General features: G+C 40.2%; 19 protein-coding genes and 1 riboswitch. Of the genes, 9 read left to right on the forward strand and 10 right to left on the reverse strand.

Going from position 1 to position 21,039, the window contains the following annotated elements; genetic code table 11:
- Window positions 1-73: 73 nt before the first annotated feature.
- Complete coding sequence (locus MHI60_RS07925; RefSeq protein ID WP_144484153.1) at window positions 74-1,096, reverse strand: LacI family DNA-binding transcriptional regulator; 1,023 nt, start codon at window positions 1,094-1,096, stop codon at window positions 74-76.
- A 264-nt stretch (window positions 1,097-1,360) separates the two neighbouring features.
- Window positions 1,361-1,440, forward strand: a riboswitch (glycine riboswitch).
- 164 nt (window positions 1,441-1,604) lie between these two features.
- On the opposite strand from MHI60_RS07925, the gene MHI60_RS07930 reads away from it, so the two are divergent.
- Window positions 1,605-2,951: an amino acid permease gene (locus MHI60_RS07930; protein ID WP_144484150.1), complete on the forward strand. Its 1,347-nt coding sequence runs from the start codon at window positions 1,605-1,607 to the stop codon at window positions 2,949-2,951.
- A gap of 48 nt (window positions 2,952-2,999) precedes the next feature.
- Here the strand turns inward: MHI60_RS07930 and MHI60_RS07935 are convergent, their stop codons facing one another.
- Together MHI60_RS07935 and MHI60_RS07940 are read right to left on the reverse strand one after the other, a co-directional pair.
- Entirely contained in the window at window positions 3,000-3,680 is a 681-nt protein-coding gene (locus MHI60_RS07935; RefSeq protein WP_144484147.1) for a DUF3169 family protein, read from the reverse strand.
- Window positions 3,677-3,883, reverse strand: a complete 207-nt coding sequence (locus MHI60_RS07940; protein WP_003215336.1) for a helix-turn-helix transcriptional regulator — start codon at window positions 3,881-3,883, stop codon at window positions 3,677-3,679. Before MHI60_RS07940 ends, MHI60_RS07935 begins: the two co-directional genes overlap by 4 nt.
- Window positions 3,884-4,053: 170 nt before the next feature.
- Between MHI60_RS07940 and MHI60_RS07945 the strand changes: the two genes are divergently transcribed.
- Window positions 4,054-4,677, forward strand: coding sequence for a CoA pyrophosphatase (locus MHI60_RS07945; protein WP_095409975.1), 624 nt, complete (start codon window positions 4,054-4,056; stop codon window positions 4,675-4,677).
- Window positions 4,678-4,688: 11 nt separating this feature from the next.
- On the opposite strand, the gene MHI60_RS07950 is transcribed toward MHI60_RS07945, so the two are convergent.
- Both MHI60_RS07950 and MHI60_RS07955 read right to left on the reverse strand, forming a co-directional pair.
- On the reverse strand, window positions 4,689-5,171 hold the full coding sequence (locus tag MHI60_RS07950) for a DUF4188 domain-containing protein (protein WP_095409974.1): 483 nt from the start codon (window positions 5,169-5,171) through the stop codon (window positions 4,689-4,691).
- Between the two features lie 4 nt (window positions 5,172-5,175).
- Window positions 5,176-5,727: a PadR family transcriptional regulator gene (locus MHI60_RS07955; RefSeq protein WP_144484144.1), complete on the reverse strand. Its 552-nt coding sequence runs from the start codon at window positions 5,725-5,727 to the stop codon at window positions 5,176-5,178.
- Between the two features lie 182 nt (window positions 5,728-5,909).
- On the opposite strand from MHI60_RS07955, the gene MHI60_RS07960 reads away from it, so the two are divergent.
- The 4 genes from MHI60_RS07960 to MHI60_RS07975 all read left to right on the forward strand — a co-directional run bounded on the left by MHI60_RS07960 (window position 5,910) and on the right by MHI60_RS07975 (window position 11,361).
- A complete protein-coding gene (locus tag MHI60_RS07960) occupies window positions 5,910-6,803 on the forward strand; it encodes a hypothetical protein (RefSeq protein ID WP_095409972.1) in 894 nt (297 codons plus the stop codon).
- A gap of 348 nt (window positions 6,804-7,151) precedes the next feature.
- On the forward strand, window positions 7,152-9,011 hold the full coding sequence (locus MHI60_RS07965) for a beta-glucoside-specific PTS transporter subunit IIABC (RefSeq protein WP_144471641.1): 1,860 nt from the start codon (window positions 7,152-7,154) through the stop codon (window positions 9,009-9,011).
- Between the two features lie 4 nt (window positions 9,012-9,015).
- On the forward strand, window positions 9,016-10,482 hold the full coding sequence (locus MHI60_RS07970; protein ID WP_144484141.1) for a glycoside hydrolase family 1 protein: 1,467 nt from the start codon (window positions 9,016-9,018) through the stop codon (window positions 10,480-10,482).
- A gap of 30 nt (window positions 10,483-10,512) precedes the next feature.
- Window positions 10,513-11,361 carry a PRD domain-containing protein gene (locus tag MHI60_RS07975; RefSeq protein ID WP_144484138.1) on the forward strand — a complete coding sequence of 283 codons (849 nt, stop codon included), beginning with the start codon at window positions 10,513-10,515 and terminating at the stop codon, window positions 11,359-11,361.
- Between the two features lie 97 nt (window positions 11,362-11,458).
- On the opposite strand, the gene MHI60_RS07980 is transcribed toward MHI60_RS07975, so the two are convergent.
- Window positions 11,459-12,637: a Rap family tetratricopeptide repeat protein gene (locus tag MHI60_RS07980; protein WP_144484135.1), complete on the reverse strand. Its 1,179-nt coding sequence runs from the start codon at window positions 12,635-12,637 to the stop codon at window positions 11,459-11,461.
- A gap of 415 nt (window positions 12,638-13,052) precedes the next feature.
- Between MHI60_RS07980 and MHI60_RS07985 the strand changes: the two genes are divergently transcribed.
- Window positions 13,053-13,265 (forward strand): hypothetical protein, encoded by a 213-nt coding sequence (locus MHI60_RS07985; protein WP_111292057.1) that lies wholly within the window; start codon window positions 13,053-13,055, stop codon window positions 13,263-13,265.
- A 32-nt stretch (window positions 13,266-13,297) separates the two neighbouring features.
- Here MHI60_RS07985 and MHI60_RS07990 read toward each other — a convergent pair whose 3' ends face one another.
- From MHI60_RS07990 to MHI60_RS08005, 4 genes are all read right to left on the reverse strand, one after another.
- Window positions 13,298-14,059, reverse strand: coding sequence for an ABC transporter ATP-binding protein (locus tag MHI60_RS07990; RefSeq protein ID WP_144484132.1), 762 nt, complete (start codon window positions 14,057-14,059; stop codon window positions 13,298-13,300).
- Between the two features lie 13 nt (window positions 14,060-14,072).
- A complete protein-coding gene (locus tag MHI60_RS07995) occupies window positions 14,073-16,400 on the reverse strand; it encodes an ABC transporter permease (protein WP_144484128.1) in 2,328 nt (775 codons plus the stop codon).
- Entirely contained in the window at window positions 16,397-17,650 is a 1,254-nt protein-coding gene (locus tag MHI60_RS08000) for an MFS transporter (protein ID WP_095409964.1), read from the reverse strand. The genes MHI60_RS07995 and MHI60_RS08000 overlap by 4 nt, the downstream gene beginning before the upstream one ends.
- Before the next feature lie 69 nt (window positions 17,651-17,719).
- Window positions 17,720-18,370, reverse strand: a complete 651-nt coding sequence (locus tag MHI60_RS08005) for a TetR/AcrR family transcriptional regulator (RefSeq protein ID WP_144471651.1) — start codon at window positions 18,368-18,370, stop codon at window positions 17,720-17,722.
- 161 nt (window positions 18,371-18,531) lie between these two features.
- Between MHI60_RS08005 and MHI60_RS08010 the strand changes: the two genes are divergently transcribed.
- A complete protein-coding gene (locus tag MHI60_RS08010) occupies window positions 18,532-19,644 on the forward strand; it encodes a sugar diacid recognition domain-containing protein (protein WP_144471653.1) in 1,113 nt (370 codons plus the stop codon).
- Window positions 19,645-19,762: 118 nt separating this feature from the next.
- Window positions 19,763-21,034 carry a GntP family permease gene (locus MHI60_RS08015; protein WP_095409961.1) on the forward strand — a complete coding sequence of 424 codons (1,272 nt, stop codon included), beginning with the start codon at window positions 19,763-19,765 and terminating at the stop codon, window positions 21,032-21,034.
- Window positions 21,035-21,039: the final 5 nt, after the last annotated feature.

The following is a 21,039-nucleotide window of genomic DNA, read 5'->3' on the forward strand; positions in this document are numbered from 1 at the left end:
AAGAAAAATGAAACAAAGAAATAGTTGACTTGATCAATAAAAAAAGAGAATTGCTGCACGCAATTCTCTTTTTTCATGATGAGGGAGAGGTTTCTCTAATATGAAGTTGAGGCTTTAAAATCAATCGCTGCAGCTCTTCATCCTGCTCGTTCATTTTATGATATAAAAGGTTCGCTGCTTTTACCCCGATGGATCGGGGGAAGGAGGAAACAGTAGTGAGCGGTGGATGGTACATCTCCGCCTCGGGAACATTATCGAATCCAACCACATCAATATCTTCACCAGGCTGGATGCCTCTTGCTGACAGTGCTTGAATGACTCCAAAAGCGACTAAGTCACTAAAACAAAAAATAGCAGTAGGGGGCTCGGGCTGATCCATCACTTGGGCGAGTGCTTCTTTCCCGCCTTCGCGAGTAGGTACTATATCAATAATAAGAGAATCATCAATCGTCACATTTTCTTCGTCATGAGCTCTTTTGAAACCTTTCATCCGCTCAATCCAAGTCGAAGAGGTTTTGATGCCGCCTAAAAAGGCGATGCGTCGATGTCCCTTTTGAAGAAGATGATGAACCGCCATCCAAGTACCTTGTTCATAATCAACACCGACATAATCACATTGCACGTCTGATAATTCACGATTTGCCAGTACTTTTGGGGTGCGAATTTGATTTAATTGTTTGACTGTTCGAGCAGAACTCTTCGAAGCTGGGTTTAAAATAATCCCGCCTACACGATGCTCTACCATAGTGGAAATGAGCCGCTCCTGTTTATCAACACTGTCAAAGGTTGTACCAAGTAAAACAGTATAGCCCAGCGATTCAAGCGTGGTTTGTACGCCAATTAAAAACTCCGAAATAAAGGTGTTAGAAATATCCGTCACAATCACACCAACGATATTTGAGCTTTTTGACCGCATGTTGGCAGCAACGCGGTCGTATACGTATCCTAAGTCCTCCATGGATTGCAGTACTTTGTTTCGAGTGGCTTCAGAGATTCTAGGATTATTTCGAACAACGAGTGATGCCGTTGAAGTCGAGACACCAGCATGCTTGGCGACTTCCTGTAATGTAACACGCTGTTTGTTCATTTTTTTCATTTATCTTCACCAACTTCCATGGATTGCTTAACTTTGTTCATGATCAAGAGGGATTTCTCCATCAAACGAGCCGAACATCTTTTGATTTATTATACATGAATCAGGGGGGATTGATGAAGTGAAGACATATGCGTACCGCTGTAAATCATAAAAGATTACCATTGACAGCTTTCTGAATGAGGCGTAAAATATGAAATTATTCAGAAATAGCAACATTTTAATTAAATAACGAAGGCTATGATTGCTGTGGGTCACACTATAGCAGGAGCAGCTTCTGGAGAGACCGCATGTATGTGCGGCGCCGAAGGGTTCACAATCTCAGGCAAAAGGACAGAAGAGTACGAAATATTGTATTTGTGATGCATGGATGATGCCGTGTATTACTTTTCTCTATTTTGCTATTCTTTTATGACCGTGAGATTGGAGCGCATCCAATCTCTTTTTTTATGGACTTTTTTAAAAGGTTCATTATTTCAGTATAAGATCGTGTCGTAGGAGGGTGTTAGCATTGGCTCAACAAGAATTAAAACGAGATTTATCAAACCGTCATGTGCAATTGATTGCCATTGGCGGAACCATTGGAACAGGGTTGTTTTTAGGATCTGGAAAAGCTATTCAATTGGCAGGTCCTTCAATTATTTTTGCTTATTTAATTGTCGGAATGGCCATCTTTTTTGTCATGAGGGCACTCGGAGAATTGCTTTTATCGAAGGCAGGCTATCAGTCATTAACCGATATTGCGGAGGACTATCTCGGCCCGTGGGCTTCCTTTGTGACAGGGTGGACATATTGGTTTTGCTGGATTATGACAGCGATGGCAGATGTCATTGCGGTCGGGGTGTACGTGCAGTATTGGTTTGACATCCCGCAGTGGATTCCTGCCATCATATGTTTGTTGATTTTACTAGGATTGAATCTATTAACGGTGAAGCTTTTTGGAGAAATGGAATTTTGGTTTGCACTCATTAAAGTGATTACGATTCTATTATTGATCGGGGTTGGAATTGTTCTTTTAATCATTGGTTTTCAAACAGATGCCGGACCGGTGACAGTAACGAATTTATGGTCTCATGGCGGGTTATTCCCGAATGGTGTCACAGGCTTCTTGTTGTCATTCCAGATGGTGATTTTTGCGTATGTGGGAGTTGAACTGGTTGGTGTGTCCGCAGCAGAAACAGCCAATCCGCAAAAAAATATCCCTTCTGCGATTAATAAGATTCCATTAAGAATTCTATTTTTCTATGTGGGTGCGATCTTTGTCTTACTATGTATTAACCCATGGACTGAGCTCAGTGCATCAGAAAGTCCTTTTGTAAAAACCTTTGGACTCATTGGGATACCAGTAGCAGCGGGGCTCATTAACTTTGTTGTGTTGACGTCTGCGGCATCAGCTTGTAATAGCGGCATGTTCTCGACGAGCCGCATTTTGTATAATCTCAGTCATCAAAAGCAGGGGCCGGCTTCCTTTGGACGTTTGAACAAGAATGCGGTCCCAAGTAATGCGCTATTCGTTTCAACGATTGTGGTATCGGTCGGTGCACTTTTAAGCAAGCTGATTCCCGAACAAGCCTTTGGTATTGTTACCACGATCAGTGCCATTTGTTTCATTTGGGTATGGAGTATTATTTTAATTTGTCATTTGAAATATAAAAAAACAAAGCCTGAACTGCATACAGCATCTACCTTTAAAGCACCGTTCACACCTTTTGTGAACATTTGTGTTCTTGCGCTCTTTGCAGCCATTCTCGTGATCATGCTCTTCGCAGACGCAACACGTCCAGCGCTGCTATTGACACCGGTATGGTTTGGTTTCTTATTTTTGATTTATGCACGAAAGAAACGCCGTGCATCGTAACGGACGAAAAAAAGCACAGCATTTAGATAACGCTGTGCTTTTTATCATTTAACGATTTCTAATCCTCAGCACATAATTTGCATTCAAAATGATCAAAACAAGTCCAATCACCATGATCGAGAACAGCTGAGAGTGATTGGCTCCAAGGGAATACACAATCAAAATAAACATGGCACTGGTCAATAGGATATTCATCATTTGATACGTGTGAAACAGTCCGCCAAGCATCACATGCTTTTCCCCTTCGTCTGAAATGGCGAGCAGCTTTTTACTATAGTCTTTGTCGGACGGACTTGGCAGATTGCGATTAGGATAGACAAGTTTAAGAACGGATATCGCTGCATAAGAACTGATAATGGTGACCATAAATAAAGCAGCATTGACGAGAATCAGCCAGAGTGGCTGCTCGGTGACGATGGCTATACCGATTGCAATAATGGACAAAATCGTACTCACCGTATTGGCTAAAGTCAAATCAGTAAAGGTCCGATATTGCTTTGCCTCCAGTTCATCCTCCTCATCTCCAAAAACCGAAAGAGACACTCTTTTTTTCATACGTGAAATCCCTGAAAAACAATAAATAATCAATAAAATCGTCAATCCACTGATGACAAGAGTCGCTTCAAATGCAATATCAAGAAGTGTCATCTCAAATTCGGCTGCCAGCAGACAGTAAGCACCGAGAAAGCCAAGGAGAGCACCCAAGAGCATTTTGTATATAGTTTTCATGATAGTTCATCCTCCTCGAATAGAAAAATACGTTCAATGGGTTCCTGAAAAATACGTGAAAGCTTAACAGCGAGCAAGAGAGACGGCATTAATTCATCTCGTTCCATTAAGCTGATGGTCTGACGAGAGACCTTTGCACGCTTTGCAAGCTCAGTTTGATTTAAACCATCACGCGCACGAAGCTCTTTTAACCGATTTTTCATTCTGTCACCTCAATTTTGATTGAAATCTTTCCTTGATTGTAAAGCATTATATTCATTTTGACAAGTAAAGTTGTCAAAATGATAAAAATAATTGTCAGAAAGATCATCTTTATTGAAAAGGTGAACCATGATACGCTAAAGGAAAGAGAAACAGAAAACAGGTGATGTCCGTGTTCATTGATCAATTAAAAAATGACTTACATCAATCACAACCGTTGTTCATTGGAGAAGAGACAGCGTTCAAAGCAGCAGTCCTTATCCCTTTGGTGCAAGTAAATGGAGAATGGCATATATTATTTGAGGTAAGATCGCTGACCATGAGAAAACAGCCGGGGGATATTAGCTTTCCTGGGGGCAAGCTTGACGGCAGCGAAACTGCACAGGAAGCTGCACTGCGAGAAACACATGAAGAGCTGGGAATTCCGCCAGAATCGGTCGAGATCCTTGGACAGCTTAGTCCTTATATCGCTTCTCCATCCTTCGTGGTGTACCCATATGTCGGTATCATTGATGAGCAAAAAGTGAAACACTCCTTTAATCAAGAAGAAGTAGAGGAGACTTTTACCGTGCCTCTATCATGGCTCAGCCAATATGAGCCGTACTTACATCATGTATCCGTTCAGCCAACACCAGGAGAGGATTTCCCTTATGAAAAAATCATGAATGGTGAAAAATACAGCTGGGGAAGCCGTTCGATTGAGGAATGGTTTTATGATTACGAAAACTACACCATATGGGGATTAACAGCCCGCATATTAAAGCATTTTGTGACCGTTACAAAAAGAAATTCCTAGAGAATCGTTCTCTAGGAATTTGTTGTATTCAGACGTTCCTTCGCTGTTTGTTGTCCTTTACTGATTGAAATAGGAGATTTCGCTTGGCTCAGTCCGTAGGAAGGCATGTTCACGTAAATGGATTCATACGAGCCGGCTTGAATTTGGTACGTTTCATGATAAATTCCGACCGCGTCATTATTTCGTGCTCTTTGGTTAAATTCTTTCCAAGCAGCCAAATGTTTCTCCATCTTGGCATAGGCAAGGAGGTCATCTGTTGATTTCCAATATTGAATCATCGCTGTCGTACGTAATCCGAAGTAATTCTCTGTTCCAAGAAACCCAAGCTCATCTTGATGGGTATACAGCTCCTTGATCATGCCAGGCATCGCCATGAACACAGGCAGCCATTGATGAATGGCCCAGCGTTTGTTGATCCTCATTCCGATGATGAACACAACAATCGAATCAGAATTGTCCGTTGTAAATCTGCCAGCACGTATATCTTTTTTCATTCATTTACCCTTCCTTCTTCATCAAATGAAGTGTTTCTACGCACCAATCGATTCCTGCTTGAGCCACTCTTTTTCCATAATCTAAAGTAAACAGCCAATACTTCGCATCCGCTTCATCTGGATACAGCTCTTGAATGTTTTGTTCAATCGCAACATATGTCTCATAACGAATACGGAGCTGCCGCTCATAATCCTGTAAAAGCACCAATTTTTTCTCAAACGAAAGATATTGACCGAAGAATAACTTTAATAACACCTCATTACGCTCTGTTGGTAACTGATCGAGCGGCTGCGCCAGCCACTCTCTTAACGTATCCAGTCCTTTTTCAGTCAAATGATATTCCCGCTTGTCTGAGCGGCCAGAAGTAGCAGCAGGTGAAACTTCCGCAAGGCCTTCCTCGACTATTAACTTTAAAGCTGGATAAATTTGTCCATAACTGATTTTCCAAAAATGATGCAGGCTTCTATCAATTAATTGCTTCACTTCGTACCCTGACTTACAATCAGTCGTTAAAATACCTAAAATCGCATACGTCGTATCATTGTATTTTTTCATATCAGCACACCTATCTAAAAGATATATCATATAGATATATAATATGCGATATCCAATGGTGATACAAGGGGGTTTTAGAAAAAATTCAATGAAGGAGGTGAAGAGATCGCTAGGAGATGCATCACTCATATATTGATAGAAAAAATAAAAATCCGTCAGATCAATGATCAGAGGAGGTATATATGAATAAATCGAAAATCTGGATTGTGGCAATTTTAACGGTACTAGTCATCGGTGCTGTCAGCTGGATAGCATATCAAGTAAATGCAAAAAAGAGTGTATTGAACCAATCTTACGCGTTTGTATATAAGACAAAGGATCAAGTGAACTGGTTCAAGGTAACGGAGAGAAAAGGGAAAGTCACAGGGTATCTGAATGAAACCATTTTGGAGGAAAACCCAAAAAGACATTTTGATCCTAATCTATTTATCAACAAATATAAATTAACTGGAAAAACTGTTGAAAACGGTTACGAATTTCAAGTGAAGCAAGGAAAAGAGACGGTCACATATAAAGTTCACCCTGCTGAAAAACATCTTTCTGTGAAAAAACAAGGTGAAAAGAAAAGCATCACATACAAAGCAGTTGATCAAAATAAACTACGAGCTGTTCAAAAGGACATTCATGACCGATATGATGAACTGATGGAGGACTCTGAGAATAGATTCCATGATTATGTAAGAAACTTTATTAAGAAAGTAACAGGCGCTTATGGTTATCTGTATACAGCGGAGGATGGTTCATACCAGCTATTTCTAAAAGTAAAACGGATGTATATGCAGTCTGAATGGGCAGGTTCTTTTATTATGAGAACGGTCCCAGGAGATGGTGATGAACCATATAAAGAAACGAAACATACAGCCGGTGGTGTTTCAGATGGGATAATGTTTGATTTGAGTACTTATCCTGCAATTGAAAAGGGTTTTATTTTAGGGGAAACTGATCGAGATGCAACATCAATTAAATTTCCTTTTAAAATGGCAGGCGGTACAATAGAATTTAAAGCTGTCACGAAAGAGGAATATCAAGAACAAACGGAAGCATTCAAAAAGCAGGCTGAAGAAAAGAAAAAATAGATGATGATAAACCAGATGGGTCATTTTAAACTTATCTGGTTTTTAGATGGAAGTAGTTTGTGGTGAATGATAAAAGGATATTTATCGTATAAAAAAAGAGGAAGGTTACTTCAACAATGAAAGAAGAGCAATTTGGGTATATAGACCTTAATAATTTTTAGAAAAATAAATGTTGACGCTTTCATATAATCAATATATACTAAAAACAAATCCAATATGAATAAATTAGACATGTGACTGGTCATGCAGGCAGGATCTAAAAACGATGAATTTCTATTATTTGTCGTTTTAGGTCCTTTTTTTATTGCCAAAATATAGGTCTCGTGTATGAGAAAAGGGGGAGAAAAAATGGATTACGCACAAATTGCCAAAGACGTTTTACAGCATGTAGGCGGCAAAGAAAACATTGCGCACCTTGAGCACTGTTCAACAAGACTTCGCTTCACACTAATCGATCAGAAAAAAGCAGATGTACCAGCACTAGAAAATACACCAGGTGTTATAGCCGTCAGAATGTCAGGACAATGCCAAGTAGTTATTGGGAATGACGTCATTGAAGTGTATCAACAGGTAACAAGTTTAATAGGCAGCAGCTCATCAAGCCAAGACGTGCCATCCAATCAGCCAAAAGAAAAAAGAAAAGCAGGCACAGTTCTGTTAGATTTCATTGTCGGTGTCTTCCAGCCGCTTGTACCAGCTATCGCAGGCGGAGGAATTCTAAAATCATTTCTTCTCCTTTTCTCTTTATTAGGCTGGATGGATGCAAAGGGGCAAACCTATCAAATACTGAACATGGTAGGTGATGCACCACTTTACTTTCTGCCTTTACTAGTTGCTGTAACAACGGCGAATAAACTAAAAGTAAACCCACTGGTCGCACTATCAGCAGTCGGTGCGCTCCTTCTGCCGAACATGACGGCGATGCTTACAGAAGGTGCACAATTACTGTCATTCGATGTAAAAAATATAGCTTATGCGTATCAAGTGTTTCCGGCAATTCTTTCTGTATTGCTTTACGCGCAAATGGAAAAATTCTTTACTCGGTTTTCACCAAAACCAATTCGAATTTTCTTCGTTCCGATGATGTCATTGGTCATTACTGTACCAGTTACGCTACTTCTGTTAGGACCGATTGGTTTTACAGCGGGGCAAGGTTTTTCATCTATTATTCTTACAATGTTTAATACGGTAGGCTGGGTAGCTGTCGCAATTTTAGCAGCGGTCCTTCCATTCATGGTTGCATCAGGCATGCACAAAGCAATGGTCCCTTATGCAGTCACAACGATGGGAACCCTTGGGAAAGAAGCACTTTATTTACCGGCATCACTTGCGCATAATATTGCGGAAAGTGGAGCGTGTTTTGCTGTGGCACTTCGAACAAAAGACAAGGTACTCAGATCAACAGCCATTTCGGCAGGAATATCAGCCTTTTTTGGCATCACAGAGCCGGCGTTATATGGTGTGACACTTCAAAATAAGCGAGTTCTTGGAAGTGTTATGATTGGTTCGTTTGTTGGCGGAATTTTCATTGGTTTAGTTGGTATACAAGCCTTTGTGCTTGTTGGCCCTGGATTAGCAAGCATGTCGATGTTTATATCAGATGAGCTCCCGCGAAATTTGATGTTTGCTATCATTGGAGCGGTCATTTCGTTTATTGTCGCCTTTATCGCTGCTTTTGTATTAGGTAAAGATCGAACTGTAGAAGAAAAGACAAAGGACCATTCTGGGTTTGCTGAAAAAATTGGAGCAGGAGAAACATTCAAAAGCCCTGTGATTGGTCAAATGATCTCTCTATCTGAAGTGAAAGATGATATTTTCTCTTCAAAGATCATGGGAGAAGGAATTGCCATTGTACCTTCAAAAGGAGCACTTTATGCACCAGTAGATGGTGAGGTAACCTTGCTGTTTGAAACAAACCATGCACTTGGTATGAAGACGGACCAAGGAGTTGAAGTATTATTCCACATCGGCATTGACACCGTTCAGTTGGAAGGACAGTATTTTCATCCAAAAGTGCAGGCTGGAGATCGTGTTCAAGCGGGTGATTTATTGATTGAATTTGATCTAGAAAAAATCATGGAAGCAGGATATGATCCAGTAACACTTGCTGTAGTCACAAATACAGATCAATATGATATTCAGGTACAGCCATTACAAGAGGTCAATCGTCAAGATACATTGATGGTTGTCACACAATTAGGAGGCTAATTATATGACAAAAATCAAAGGTTTTCCAAAAGGATTCTTATGGGGCGGCGCTATTGCTGCTAACCAGGCAGAAGGCGCCTGGAATATAGATGGAAAGGGACCGTCTGTTGCAGATATTGCAATGTACCGTTCCAACTTGAGTGTAGAAGATTATGAAGGTCATCTTGCTGTTACCACTGAAAATATAGATCGTGCGATGAAAGATCCAGACGATAAAAAATACCCAAAACGCAGAGGTGTTGATTTCTATCATCACTATAAAGAGGATTTGGCCCTCTTTGCAGAAATGGGATTTCAAACACTTCGCATTTCTATTGCATGGAGTCGTATCTTCCCTACTGGAGAAGAAGCGGAACCGAATGAAAAAGGGCTGCAATTTTATGATCGTGTCTTTGCAGAAATGAAAAAACACAACATAGAACCGATCGTGACACTCTCTCATTATGAAATGCCTTTAGCGCTTAGTGTGAAATACAACGGCTGGGTGGAAAGAAAAGTAATCGACCTCTTTGTGAAGTTCGCCAATGTTTGTTTCGAACGTTATAAAGATGATGTGAAATATTGGCTCACCTTTAATGAAATTGATAGTATTCACCGCCACTCTTTCATTACAGCGGGAATTATTCCTGATCGCTGCCCAGAAGGAAAAGTAGAGGAGACGGTGTATCAAGCACTTCATCATCAATTTGTCGCATCTGCTCTCGTAACAGCAGATTGCCATCGTATCATCTCAGGAAGCCAGGTAGGATGTATGCTGACAAAATTGACAACGTATCCGCATACGTGCCACCCGAATGATGTGGAACAAGCTTTGAAACAAAACTTAGAAAACTATTTCTATGCAGATGTTCAGGTATTTGGCGAGTATCCACCACTGATCAAGCGTATGCTGGAGAGAAAAGATATTCATATTCAAATGGAAGCAGATGATCTTACCATTTTAAAAGAAAACACAGTAGATTTTATCTCATTTAGCTATTATATGTCTTTAACGGAATCAGCCCAAGAAGGATTAGAAGAGACAGAAGGGAATACCATTCGTGGAGTCAAAAACCCTTATCTTCCTTCAACTGACTGGGGCTGGCAAATTGATCCGGTTGGTCTGAAAATTTCTTTAATCGAATTGTATGATCGCTATCAAAAACCTCTTATCATTGTCGAGAACGGCATGGGTGCAAAGGATGTAGTTGAAAGTGATGGCTCAATCCATGACGACTATCGTATTAACTATTTCAAAGAGCATTTCCGTCAAATGAGAGAAGCCATTGAAGAAGGCGTCGATCTCTTTGGATATACGAGCTGGGGCTCGATTGATATTATTAGTGCAGGTACATCACAAATGTCAAAACGTTACGGCTTCATTCACGTAGATCAAGATGATGACGGGAACGGGACATTAAAACGATCTCGAAAAGACTCATTTTATTGGTACCAAAAAGTCATTGAGACAAATGGTGAATTGCTTGATTGAACACCACAATCATGAAAACAGGTGATGACGATGTTTAAAATCAAAAAAGTTTTAAACTCGAGCGTGGTCCTGGCTGAAGATCAGAACCAACAGGAGATGGTTTTGTTCGGCCGAGGAATTGGATATGGACAGAAACCAGGTCAAATGATAGAAGAGAAAAAAGCGGACCAAGTCTTTATGTCAGTCGATAACATGAGAGCAAAAGAATTTCTTCAATTGTTAGATTCAATGCCTCAGGAGTTTATCGATTTAACTCAGCAAATCGTCCAATATGCAGAAAAACGTTTAAACTCAACTTTAAATTCAGGCGTTTATTTTACCTTAATGGATCATTTGAATTTTGCAGTTGAACGACATAAAAAGAATATTAATATTACGAATCGTGTGTATTGGGAAATCAAAAATTACTATACAGAAGAATTTGAAGTAGGGAATTACGCACTTGAGTTAGTCAATGACACATTGGGCATACAATTACCAAAAGAAGAAGCTGCCAATATCGCCTTTCACTTAATTAACGCATTAGGTGAAGAATCCGATTCGAAAGATGGTATGAAATATGCCAAGATGATCGGGAGTATTGTCAATCTTGTGCGCTATACATTGAATATGAAAATGGATCAGGAGAATATTCATTACAGCCGGTTCATTACACATGTGAAATTTTTCGTAGAACGATTTTATGCTGATAAATTATTATCAGATCAAGAAAATGAGTTATTTGAACAAATTGCACACTTGTATCCCCAAGCGATGGATGTTGCTTTTAAGATCAAAGACTATATAAAACAGGTGCATAGTATCGTCATTCCTAATGATGAGCTTACTTATCTTGCGGTACATATACACCGCCTCATATCTTATCAGCAACTAAAATAAATGTGGAACCACTTGCCATGATGAGGCGAGTGGTTCTTTGTATGACCAATGTTTATATTAAGTTCCGATAGGTCGTTCTGTTGTACCAGGATTTTCATCATTTAATGAATTGAAAGCCCCTGTTTGTCCTAAAACAACGATGGTCAAAGTGATAATCAATAAACTCATTTTTTTCATTAGAATTCCCCCAGTCAATGATAGGATGTTTCATGCGATCAGCTTCCTTTAAAAAGAGATAGGCTTGATGAATTGCTCCCAGCTCTTCAAAGTGTTTTGCAGCTAATGCACTTAATTCACAGGCTCCTTCAGCATCTTTTAATTTTTTAAGAATGCTGATTTCATCGAAACAGGCTTGAGCTTTTTGAGCCATATCTTCAGTGAAATATAGATGGTAAAGCAAATTCATTTTTGCTGTATAGATGGGGCATTTCTCTGATTCATGTTTTTGGTTCACCAATTCGAAGTAATAGAGAGCTTGTGTCCTTTCATCGATAGAAAGCAGCTCTTTCATTAACATGTACATGGAGTGATGAAAGTAACACGAAGAGAGATAGTCTTCATCACTAAGAGCCTTTTCTAGGGCATCGATACATTTTTTTGATTCGCCAGCTTCGGCGTACAAAATGCTGATATTATGATAAAGCTGTGATGTTAGAAAATGATCGTTGAGACTGTCTGCGATGTGTAATGCTTTTTTGTAGTAGTCTTCTGCTCTTAAAAAGTCACCAATGTCCATATAATTAGCAGCGGCGATGACAAAGGCTGCAGCTAGTCTTCTCTCATATCCTTCATGACTTTTGAAAATATCAATAGCATTCTGAATATAGTGTAGAGAAATCAGGCTTTGACGAAGAAGCATATATAAGTTGGCGATTTTCGTATGGAATTCTGCTACTTCTATTTCATCAGGAATGTGTTGTAGTTTTTTCTCGGCAATTTTAAACAGTCCAATGGCTGATGCATAGTCTCTTTTATATGAAGCGTAAAGGGCTTTGTATAGGTAAAAATAGTATTCAATTAAGTCGTTTGTTTTAGAGGGGCAATCTGGCTCTGTCTGTTCCTTCAGTTTTGTCCCTCTACGTTCATATAACATGAGTTTATACTTGCCTTCTAGCAATGAGTAATAGGTCAAGACCTCCTGATTTTCTTCCATTTTTTGAAGTAATTCCTTTACTTCTGTATACATTGCTTTTGCACTGTGTACATCATGCTTGCGAATTGCAATTCTCCAATCATTTAAACGATTCCCCACCTGTTCAGCAGAAATGATAGCCATGGAAATTTCACCTCTTTAAGTTCCTTTCACCTGTTTCACAAAAAACGATATCACAATTTTTGGTAAAATATAATCGTTTCGGTGAGGTGATTGACAAGAGGTAATAAAAAGGACCTATGGTCATACATGCGATGTACGATATTGTAAGTGTGCTTACTTGTTAGCACAAATAAATAAAATCTCTTTTTAGAAGTCTAAAAAGGGAAATTTACAATGGATTTTATGATAATGTATGAAAATATCACTCGTATATTTGGAATAAAAGAAATTTTAGCTATTTCAGAGGGAAAATGGAAGGTCGATCTATGAAAGAAAATCAGGTATGATGTTGCTAGATCATGAGATAAGAAACTGATAGATGCAGACAAAAGTAAGTATTAAACACAAACTCTGACCTTTTAGAAAGGATGTTGAAATGAAAAAAAGTTTTCAAAGATTAAACAGACAAATCACAATCATTATCACGACTCTGTTACTTGTTTTAGTGACTCTTTATATGTCAAAGAGATACTTTTATAGCAAAGAAATTGAGCTGCTGACAGAATCTTGTCAGCAAGCTGGCGGCAAAATCATCTTAGAAACAAATAGTTTGTCTATGGATTACTCGTTTGAGTGCCAGAAAAAGTAGAACAGGCAGTTTCCTGCCTGTTTTTACTCAAATTAAAAACCTAAATCTTGCAGCCATCGATTTAATTTCATTTCTCGGTTCTCGGCAGTTGAGTAATCATATCTTCCTAATTGTAAAGTGTCTGCAATTTCTCCGTCATTCATAAACATGATCCTTTCAGAACGAAGAGCCACCTTAGGGTCATGTGTGACAAGCAGCAGTGTTGCTCCTTCAGAGTGGACTCTTGAAAAAATATTCATCACTTCCTTCGTTGTACTGGAATTAAGAGCACCTGTTGGTTCATCAGCGAAAAGTATGTCTGGTTCATTCATGAGCGCTCGGCAGATAGCGGCTCTTTGAAGCTGTCCTCCTGATACTTCTGTCAAATATCTATTTGCCAAATGATCAATATCAAGTTTTTTCATTAAATATTGAGCTCGTTCATTCAATTCTTGTCTTGGCTTTTTCTTTGCTAAATAAGCTGCTGCAATGATGTTGTCAAATAGATTAAGATTTTTTAATAAGTGGCTGTGCTGAAAGACAAACCCCATCTCTGTTAAGCGCAGAGCAGTTAACTGTTTGTCTGTCATTTCTGATAGTGTTTGGCCTTTATATTTGATCTCTCCTGTTGAAGCTGTTTCTATGCCGCTAAGCTGATAAAGTAAGGATGTTTTTCCACATCCAGAAGGCCCCATAATGGTCACGAATTCCCCACGCTTTATCGATAAATGTATATCCTTAAGAATCGTTTGTTTTTGTCCTTTTAATGAATTGATATGCAAAGACAATCGCTTCGTTTCAATCAAGTGTTCCATGTGAAACATCTCCTTATAAAAGTGTTTGCCTTGTCGTTGGACTAGAAAAAAACGTCTTCGATAACCAGGCGATCAAAGTTAAATTGACCATAAATAGTGTGAGTGGATACACAAACGACACCCATTGTGGTGACAGCCACTGAAGGCTCGACGCCCCTAATGATGCTCCACCGACACTCATCAAAGCAGGACCAATGGTATTGACTGCGATTGTTCCAATAAATGCGCCAAAAGAGAGAACAACGATAAAGCTTGTTATATATTGTGATGTTATATCTGTTATAGAAAATCCAATTGTTCTTAACATGTGGTTTCGGCTCGAATCTTTCGCCTTTAACATGTGCAGAAACATGAATAGCATTAAGCTGGAGGTTCCAAAGGCAGCTAATGCAGCAAAAGATGCAATGACTTTTACAATAGCTGCGGTGCTGCCGATCGTTTGATGAATGTATTCATTCATATCTGTCACTTTTGCAGGAGATACCTTTTTTTCAAATATTGTCTTTTTCTCTGCAATATTTACTCCTGGCTTTAGTTGAATTTGAATGGTTTGCCAAAGAGCTGTTTGAGGAAATGGCTGTGATATTGCTTTTGCTGTTTTGCCTCCATTGGTCACGTCCTGATAAATACCTGTCACCGTTCTTTGGATTTCATGCCCATTATTTACGAGAGTGATTCTTTCTCCTATCTTTTTCTGAAGTGAATCTGCATTTAATACGGATAAGGCAATTTCTTCATTCTTTAAAGGCTGCCGTCCTTGTAAATAGTTGAGGGGAAATTCTGAGAGCTCACCTGTTTCTAAGTAGAGCGTTTCTAATGTGTTCTCCCTTGATTTCACCTGAAGAGAAGTCGTTTCATAGATGGCTGCTGTTTGTATGCTCTGATCTTCACGAATCATTGATTCTATCTCGTTTGTCTTTTTCGCTAGATGATTTCCTTGGCGTATATCTATTCGAAGGTCACTTTTACCAGAGCCAAGGTATGTGATGAAATTTGGTGATTGTAAGGTATGCCATAGCTGAATAGGCATGAGCATTAAAAATGTACAGAGTGCAATAATACAAGAAATCGTCGTGTACAACTTCTTTCGTGATATCAGGTCTTTTAAACCAAGCCAAATATTGATCGGTATGAACCTGCTTTTCTTGAGGTGCATAGGTATTCTTTTCTTATGACCCGGTGAATTGATAACGCCTTGAAGTGCTTGAGCAGCTGATATTTGACCAAACTTTCTTAGGACAGCATAGCTGCAAGAGATGACGATTATTGCCGTCGCAATAGAAACAAAAAGCGGGATTAACCAATGAGTAAAAGAAGGCTGATTCCCCATATATCGGTGAATATTGGCCGTAAACATATCACCAAATATAAGCGTTAACACATATCCTGCTATACAACCTGCACAAGCAAGCACGGCATACTTACCAACGTATAATTGCTTGATTCTTGTTAATGGGATCCCAAGCACCTTCAGTATGCCAATTTCACGTTCATCCTCTTCTATAGAAGCCGTCATAGCAAGATGGAGAGAGAGAAGGGCTATACTGATGAGCAGCAGGCAAACAAGCAGGAGAATGGCAATGACCATTCCATCTGTCAATGCATTCAGCATACGCAGTAAAGGTAGTGTGACAGCTGGACCTTGTTGTGGCAGCTGTGTTGATTGATAGATTGCTTGAAAAGCATCTGTCTGCGCGGCATCATGTAGTAAAAATTCGATTAGGTACTCTTTTTGTTGAAACACTTGATTTATTGCGTCCCAATCCTCGTTATGAAGAAGAAATCTTTTTGAACTGACAAGACTGGGGTTCATTTGCGCATCTCGCAAGAATGCTTTGATGCGAAAGGAAAATTGATTAGCTCCTTTCTCAATCAATAACGTTTCACCTATGTTGAGATGATACTTTTGTTGAAAATAAATTGGGACAGCCACTTCACCTTTATTGACAGTGAGCTTTTCGTTTTGTTCATTTAAAAGAAAATCAAAATTGCGATTTTGCTTCACAAATAAATGATCCATCACACCTGCTTTGGCAGGCTCATATCCGAACCTGATGTTTGCATGTTCAATTGGTATCATTGGAACGATTTGATGGGCTTTTACCATGGATTGCTTGTTTGAAAATGCATCAATGTCTTTTTCATTTAGGCCGCCGTCATGCATTTGGACAAAGTCTGGCGCTTTGGCAGAATGAAGCAGGTTAGAAATGGAACCATTCAGCTGTACGATCATTTGAGCTGCACTTGTTGCGAGAAATGAAGTCATCATGATGCAAATGGTTAAGCCAATTGAAATAAGACGGTGACGGGTTAAGTCTTTCTTTATAAACGCTAATCTCATGAGGCTGATTCTCCTTCATGCTGAAGCAGATTTTTTGTTAAGCAGGCTAGTGCAAACATGAAAGTACTAACGATGAGCACCGTCACATACATGGTGGCTGAAAACGTATTGAACAAGAATCCATACATCATTTGGCCAAGCGGAGCAGCACATTGAGAAACCATTGTCAGATTGGCCATCACTTTTCCTAATTGATGATTTGGTGTTTTCTTTTGAACATGTGAAATCACAACGATTGAGATCATAGTTAGCAGCATAGCAATTGGAAGACATCCTGCTAAAAAGAGAAAATAAGCTGGATAAGTGCCAAATTGAAGAGCTGTTTTGGATGTTGAGAACGCCACAGGCAGTAAAATGAGCGCGATGACAAGAAGCCAGCGATATAAAGTAGGAATGAGCCAATGCTTCGCTACAAGTCCAACTAGCAGAGCGCCTGCGATGACAGCGAATTCAATCAAGCCCATGCCTATTCCATACATGATGTCACTGCTCTTCATTGTGACCCTTAATATGATTGGCCCCCCTACGATAAAAAATGGTGTAAGGATGAAATTTAACATTGCAGCAAGCAGCATGGCTTTTTTTAAAAATGGCTGGCTGCCAATATAAGAAAATCCCTGTTTCATATCTTTTATGAGTACTTTGCCCATAGACTCTGTCAGCGGACTAGGGGAGAAGGAAATGTCTAACCTTAAAAGCATGCAAGCTGATAGAAAAAATACGATGGCACTTGCACCTATGATGGATTGGCTTCCAATCATTCCGTATAAAACTCCTCCGATAATCGGTGCGAGAACACCTGAAAGTGCCTGAACGCCATTGACGATGCCGTTTGCTTGTTCTAATTGCTCTTGTTTCACTAGCTGTGGAATGCTGGACATGACAGCGGGAGCATAGAACGTACTCATCACGCCAAGCAGTATCATGACAGCTCCGATCATATAGAGTGAATCATTTCCCGAGAATAACCAAAAATAAAAGGCAAGAATCATTATGCCGGTGAGGACATCAAATAAAATCATTAAGTTCCTTCTGTTAAACCGGTCAGCGATTGCACCAGCTAAGGGAGAGAGAAGGAGCGGGATATTGGATAATGCGAAAAGTAAGGCATATAAATCAACTCGGTGCGTCATATCCAGTACGTGTAAAGATAGAACAAACCGAATGAGAGAAGATCCGAAAACGGAAATAATCTGTCCGAGAACGAGGTATATAAAGTGGGATGACCCTCTTTTGGATAACAAAGACATAAATATCACTCTCCTTTTAGACCGACCGTCAGTCTATAATGTATGCAGGATTGGTATTGAAGTGACCAATCACTGATTATTTTCATCCGGCTCTCCAGATAATCGCTTCAGCAGGAAGGAAAAGCTCCCCTTTTCTGCATGCAATGAGGATTCGAGTATATCAATAAAAGCTAAAGCGCGTTGTATACTTTCTTCGGCTGTCCATTGAAAAAGGCCTTCATCAAATATGACCTGTGCAGAAGCAAGAAGAAATTCAACCGTCTCTTGCGGATACTTCGTTTTGAATGTCCCTTCCTCTACACCTTGCTGAATGACATCTGCCAACACTGGTGATAGTTCTTTAATGGCTTTGATTAAGCTTTTTTGATGCATTTCTGCATTAGAAGGCTGATGGAACTGATCGATCATGCCCTGTTTATGGCTTCCTTGCTGAGGTGATTGCGCCATGATGATACGAAATAGTTTGTCAACGACTGGAAGGTCTGGCTCAGCCGCAATACGCTTTGCTACGATGATATCTTCCTTGATGATCCTGTCAATAATGGCATCCATTACTTCTTCTTTGGATGCAAAGTAGTAATAAAAGGTGCCTTTTGCAATGCCAACGGCTTTTAATATGTCAATAATCGTTGTTTTCTGATAGCCTTTGGTTGAAAAAAGCGCTTCTGCTGCGTTTAATATGTCATTTTTACGTTCCTCAGGATGTTTAACGGTTCTCATAAAGCCATCCTTTCTTTTAACTAGACTGTCGGTCGGTCCTTTGATTTGATTAAACACTTTTCAGGGTGTCTTTGTCAATGGCTGGTTTTTAAACACTTTGCATTTATTGTTCAAAGACACTATGATACATTGAATGAAAAAACCTTCAGGGGAGATGGCAAATGCAATTTTTGACCAGTGAATTGGCTCAAGAAATGGTTGAACGTACGATGCATATTTTACATAAAAACATCAATGTGATGAATGCTGATGGTGTCATTATTGGTTCTGGTGAACGAAACAGGATTGGTCAGAAACATGATGGTGCACGACTTGTGCTGACAAGCGGGAACAGTGTGGAAATTGACCAGGAGACCTCTTTGCGCTTGGAAGGAGTGAAACCCGGGATTAACTTGCCTATTTGCTTCCATGAACAAGTAGTTGGTGTGATTGGGATTACTGGTGAGCCAGAGGACATTCGGCATCATGCCGAGCTGGTGAAGATGGCAGCTGAACTGGTGTTAGAGCAATCTTTTCTGCTTGAGCGGGTTCAATGGCGTCATCGACTAGAAAGTGAAATTGTCAATCAGTTGGTTTCATATTCTGATGTTGGGGATCATCAGCTAAAAAATCGAGCTGCTTGGCTGGGGATGGATTTAGACAAGCGCCGAATGGCTATTGTTTTTCAGCCAGTTCCATCCTCAGAGGATGCTGTTCATAAATTGATGCATGCGATTCAATATGATAAGAAGGCGGATGATTTACTTGGCATGACCTTTTGTCATGAATTGATTCTTTTAAGTCAGCCCATACCTGAACATCGATTAAAGCAGGTGGCAGGTCATCTGCAAAGAACAATGCAAAAAGCAGTAGGAGGCCAAGTGTTAGTGGGGATAGGGACTGTCGCTGACGACATCAGCCAGCTGCCAATTTCTTTTCAGCGTGCGAGAGATGCCCTGAGGTTAGGGAAGGTTCTTAATCCGGAAGAAAGTATGTATCTCTTTGAGTCTTATCAGCTGGAAAGCTTATTCATGATTGCGGGAATTGCTGAAAAGAAAAGTCGATGGACTGACTTTTACAAGCCTTTGACACAAGAAGCAGAGCTCGCCCATACATTAAGGATTTACATTGAAGAGGGCGGTGATTTGCAAAAAATTGTTGATCGTTTATTTATTCATCGGAATACATTGCGTTATCGTTTAGACAAAATTCAAGAATTGACCGGAAAAGACCCTCGTCATGTAAAACAGTTAATCGAGCTTTATATGGCGCAGCTAATGAATCAACTATCTTGATTGTGCAAATGCACAATTGAGTAGAGTGATAAATGAGAAAAGTTCATCCGGATTCACAACACAATCCCTTTGGGTAAACGCTTACAATTGGAGAAAGATATTTTTAGGGGGATTGAGAATGAGTGGAGATGTGACGGTAAGTACTCTGGGAGCCATGGCGGCGCTTGTGATCGCGATTGTTCTCATTCTAAAAAAAGTATCACCGGCTTATGGCATGCTGGCAGGTGCATTTATAGGCGGTTTGGTTGGCGGTGTAGATATTGTTCAGACCGTCAACGTCATGATGGAAGGTGCTAAGGACATGATTCCGGCTGTCCTTAGAATTATGGCTGCAGGTGTACTGGCTGGTGTTCTCATTGAGTCGGGTGCAGCGTTATCTATCGCTGATGCCATCGTGAAAAGGCTTGGAGAGGCAAGGGCACTATTAGCACTCGCACTTGCAACGATGATTTTAACTACAGTGGGTGTTTTTGTAGATGTTGCAGTTATTACGGTAGCGCCCATCGCCCTTGCCATTGCCAAACGCGCAAAGCTCTCAAAAACGGGGATTCTCCTTGCTATGATTGGAGGCGGGAAGGCAGGCAATATCATGTCACCGAATCCGAATGCTATTGCCGCTTCAGACGCTTTTGGTGTACCTCTGACTTCAATGATGGCTGCTGGTGTCATTCCGGCTGTGTTCGGGTTGGCTGTTACATATGTATTAGCTAAAAAGCTTGCAAACAAAGGGACGCCCGTTCTTGAAGAGGAAACTGGGCAAAGTAAAGTTCAAATACCTGCTTTTTTTCAAGCACTGGCTGGTCCGCTGGTTACCATTTTATTGTTGGCTTTAAGACCGCTTTTTCAAATCAATATAGACCCAATGATCGCTTTACCGATTGGAGGGATTGTAGGTGCTCTTTTCATGAAAAAAGGGAAATTTCTCAATGATTATGCGATGTCGGGGCTTCATAAAATGTCAGGTGTAGCGATCATGTTATTAGGGACAGGTACATTAGCAGGAATCGTATCGAACTCTTCCTTAAAAGATGTGTTTATTCAGGCACTGGATGCATCGGGTTTACCTCCATATTTACTTGCGCCAACTTCAGGGATATTTATGTCAGCCGCGACCGCTTCGACAACAGCAGGAACAGCGGTAGCGAGTGGTGTGTTTAGCGGAACGCTGATTGGGCTTGGTGTATCTGCTCTTTCAGGGGCAGCTATGATTCATGCTGGCGCAACAGTGCTTGACCATATGCCGCACGGGAGCTTTTTCCATGCAACAGCAGGAAGTGTTCAAATGGATATCAAAGAGCGTTTGAAGCTCATGCCTTTTGAATCGTTAATCGGTTTGACGTTAACCGTTGTATCGACCATTATTTTTGGCGTTTTCCAGCTGTTTGGCTGAGGACA

The sequence above is a fragment of the Bacillus sp. FSL K6-3200 genome (assembly GCF_038630485.1).
In the GTDB taxonomy this organism is placed as follows: domain Bacteria; phylum Bacillota; class Bacilli; order Bacillales; family Bacillaceae; genus Bacillus; species Bacillus safensis.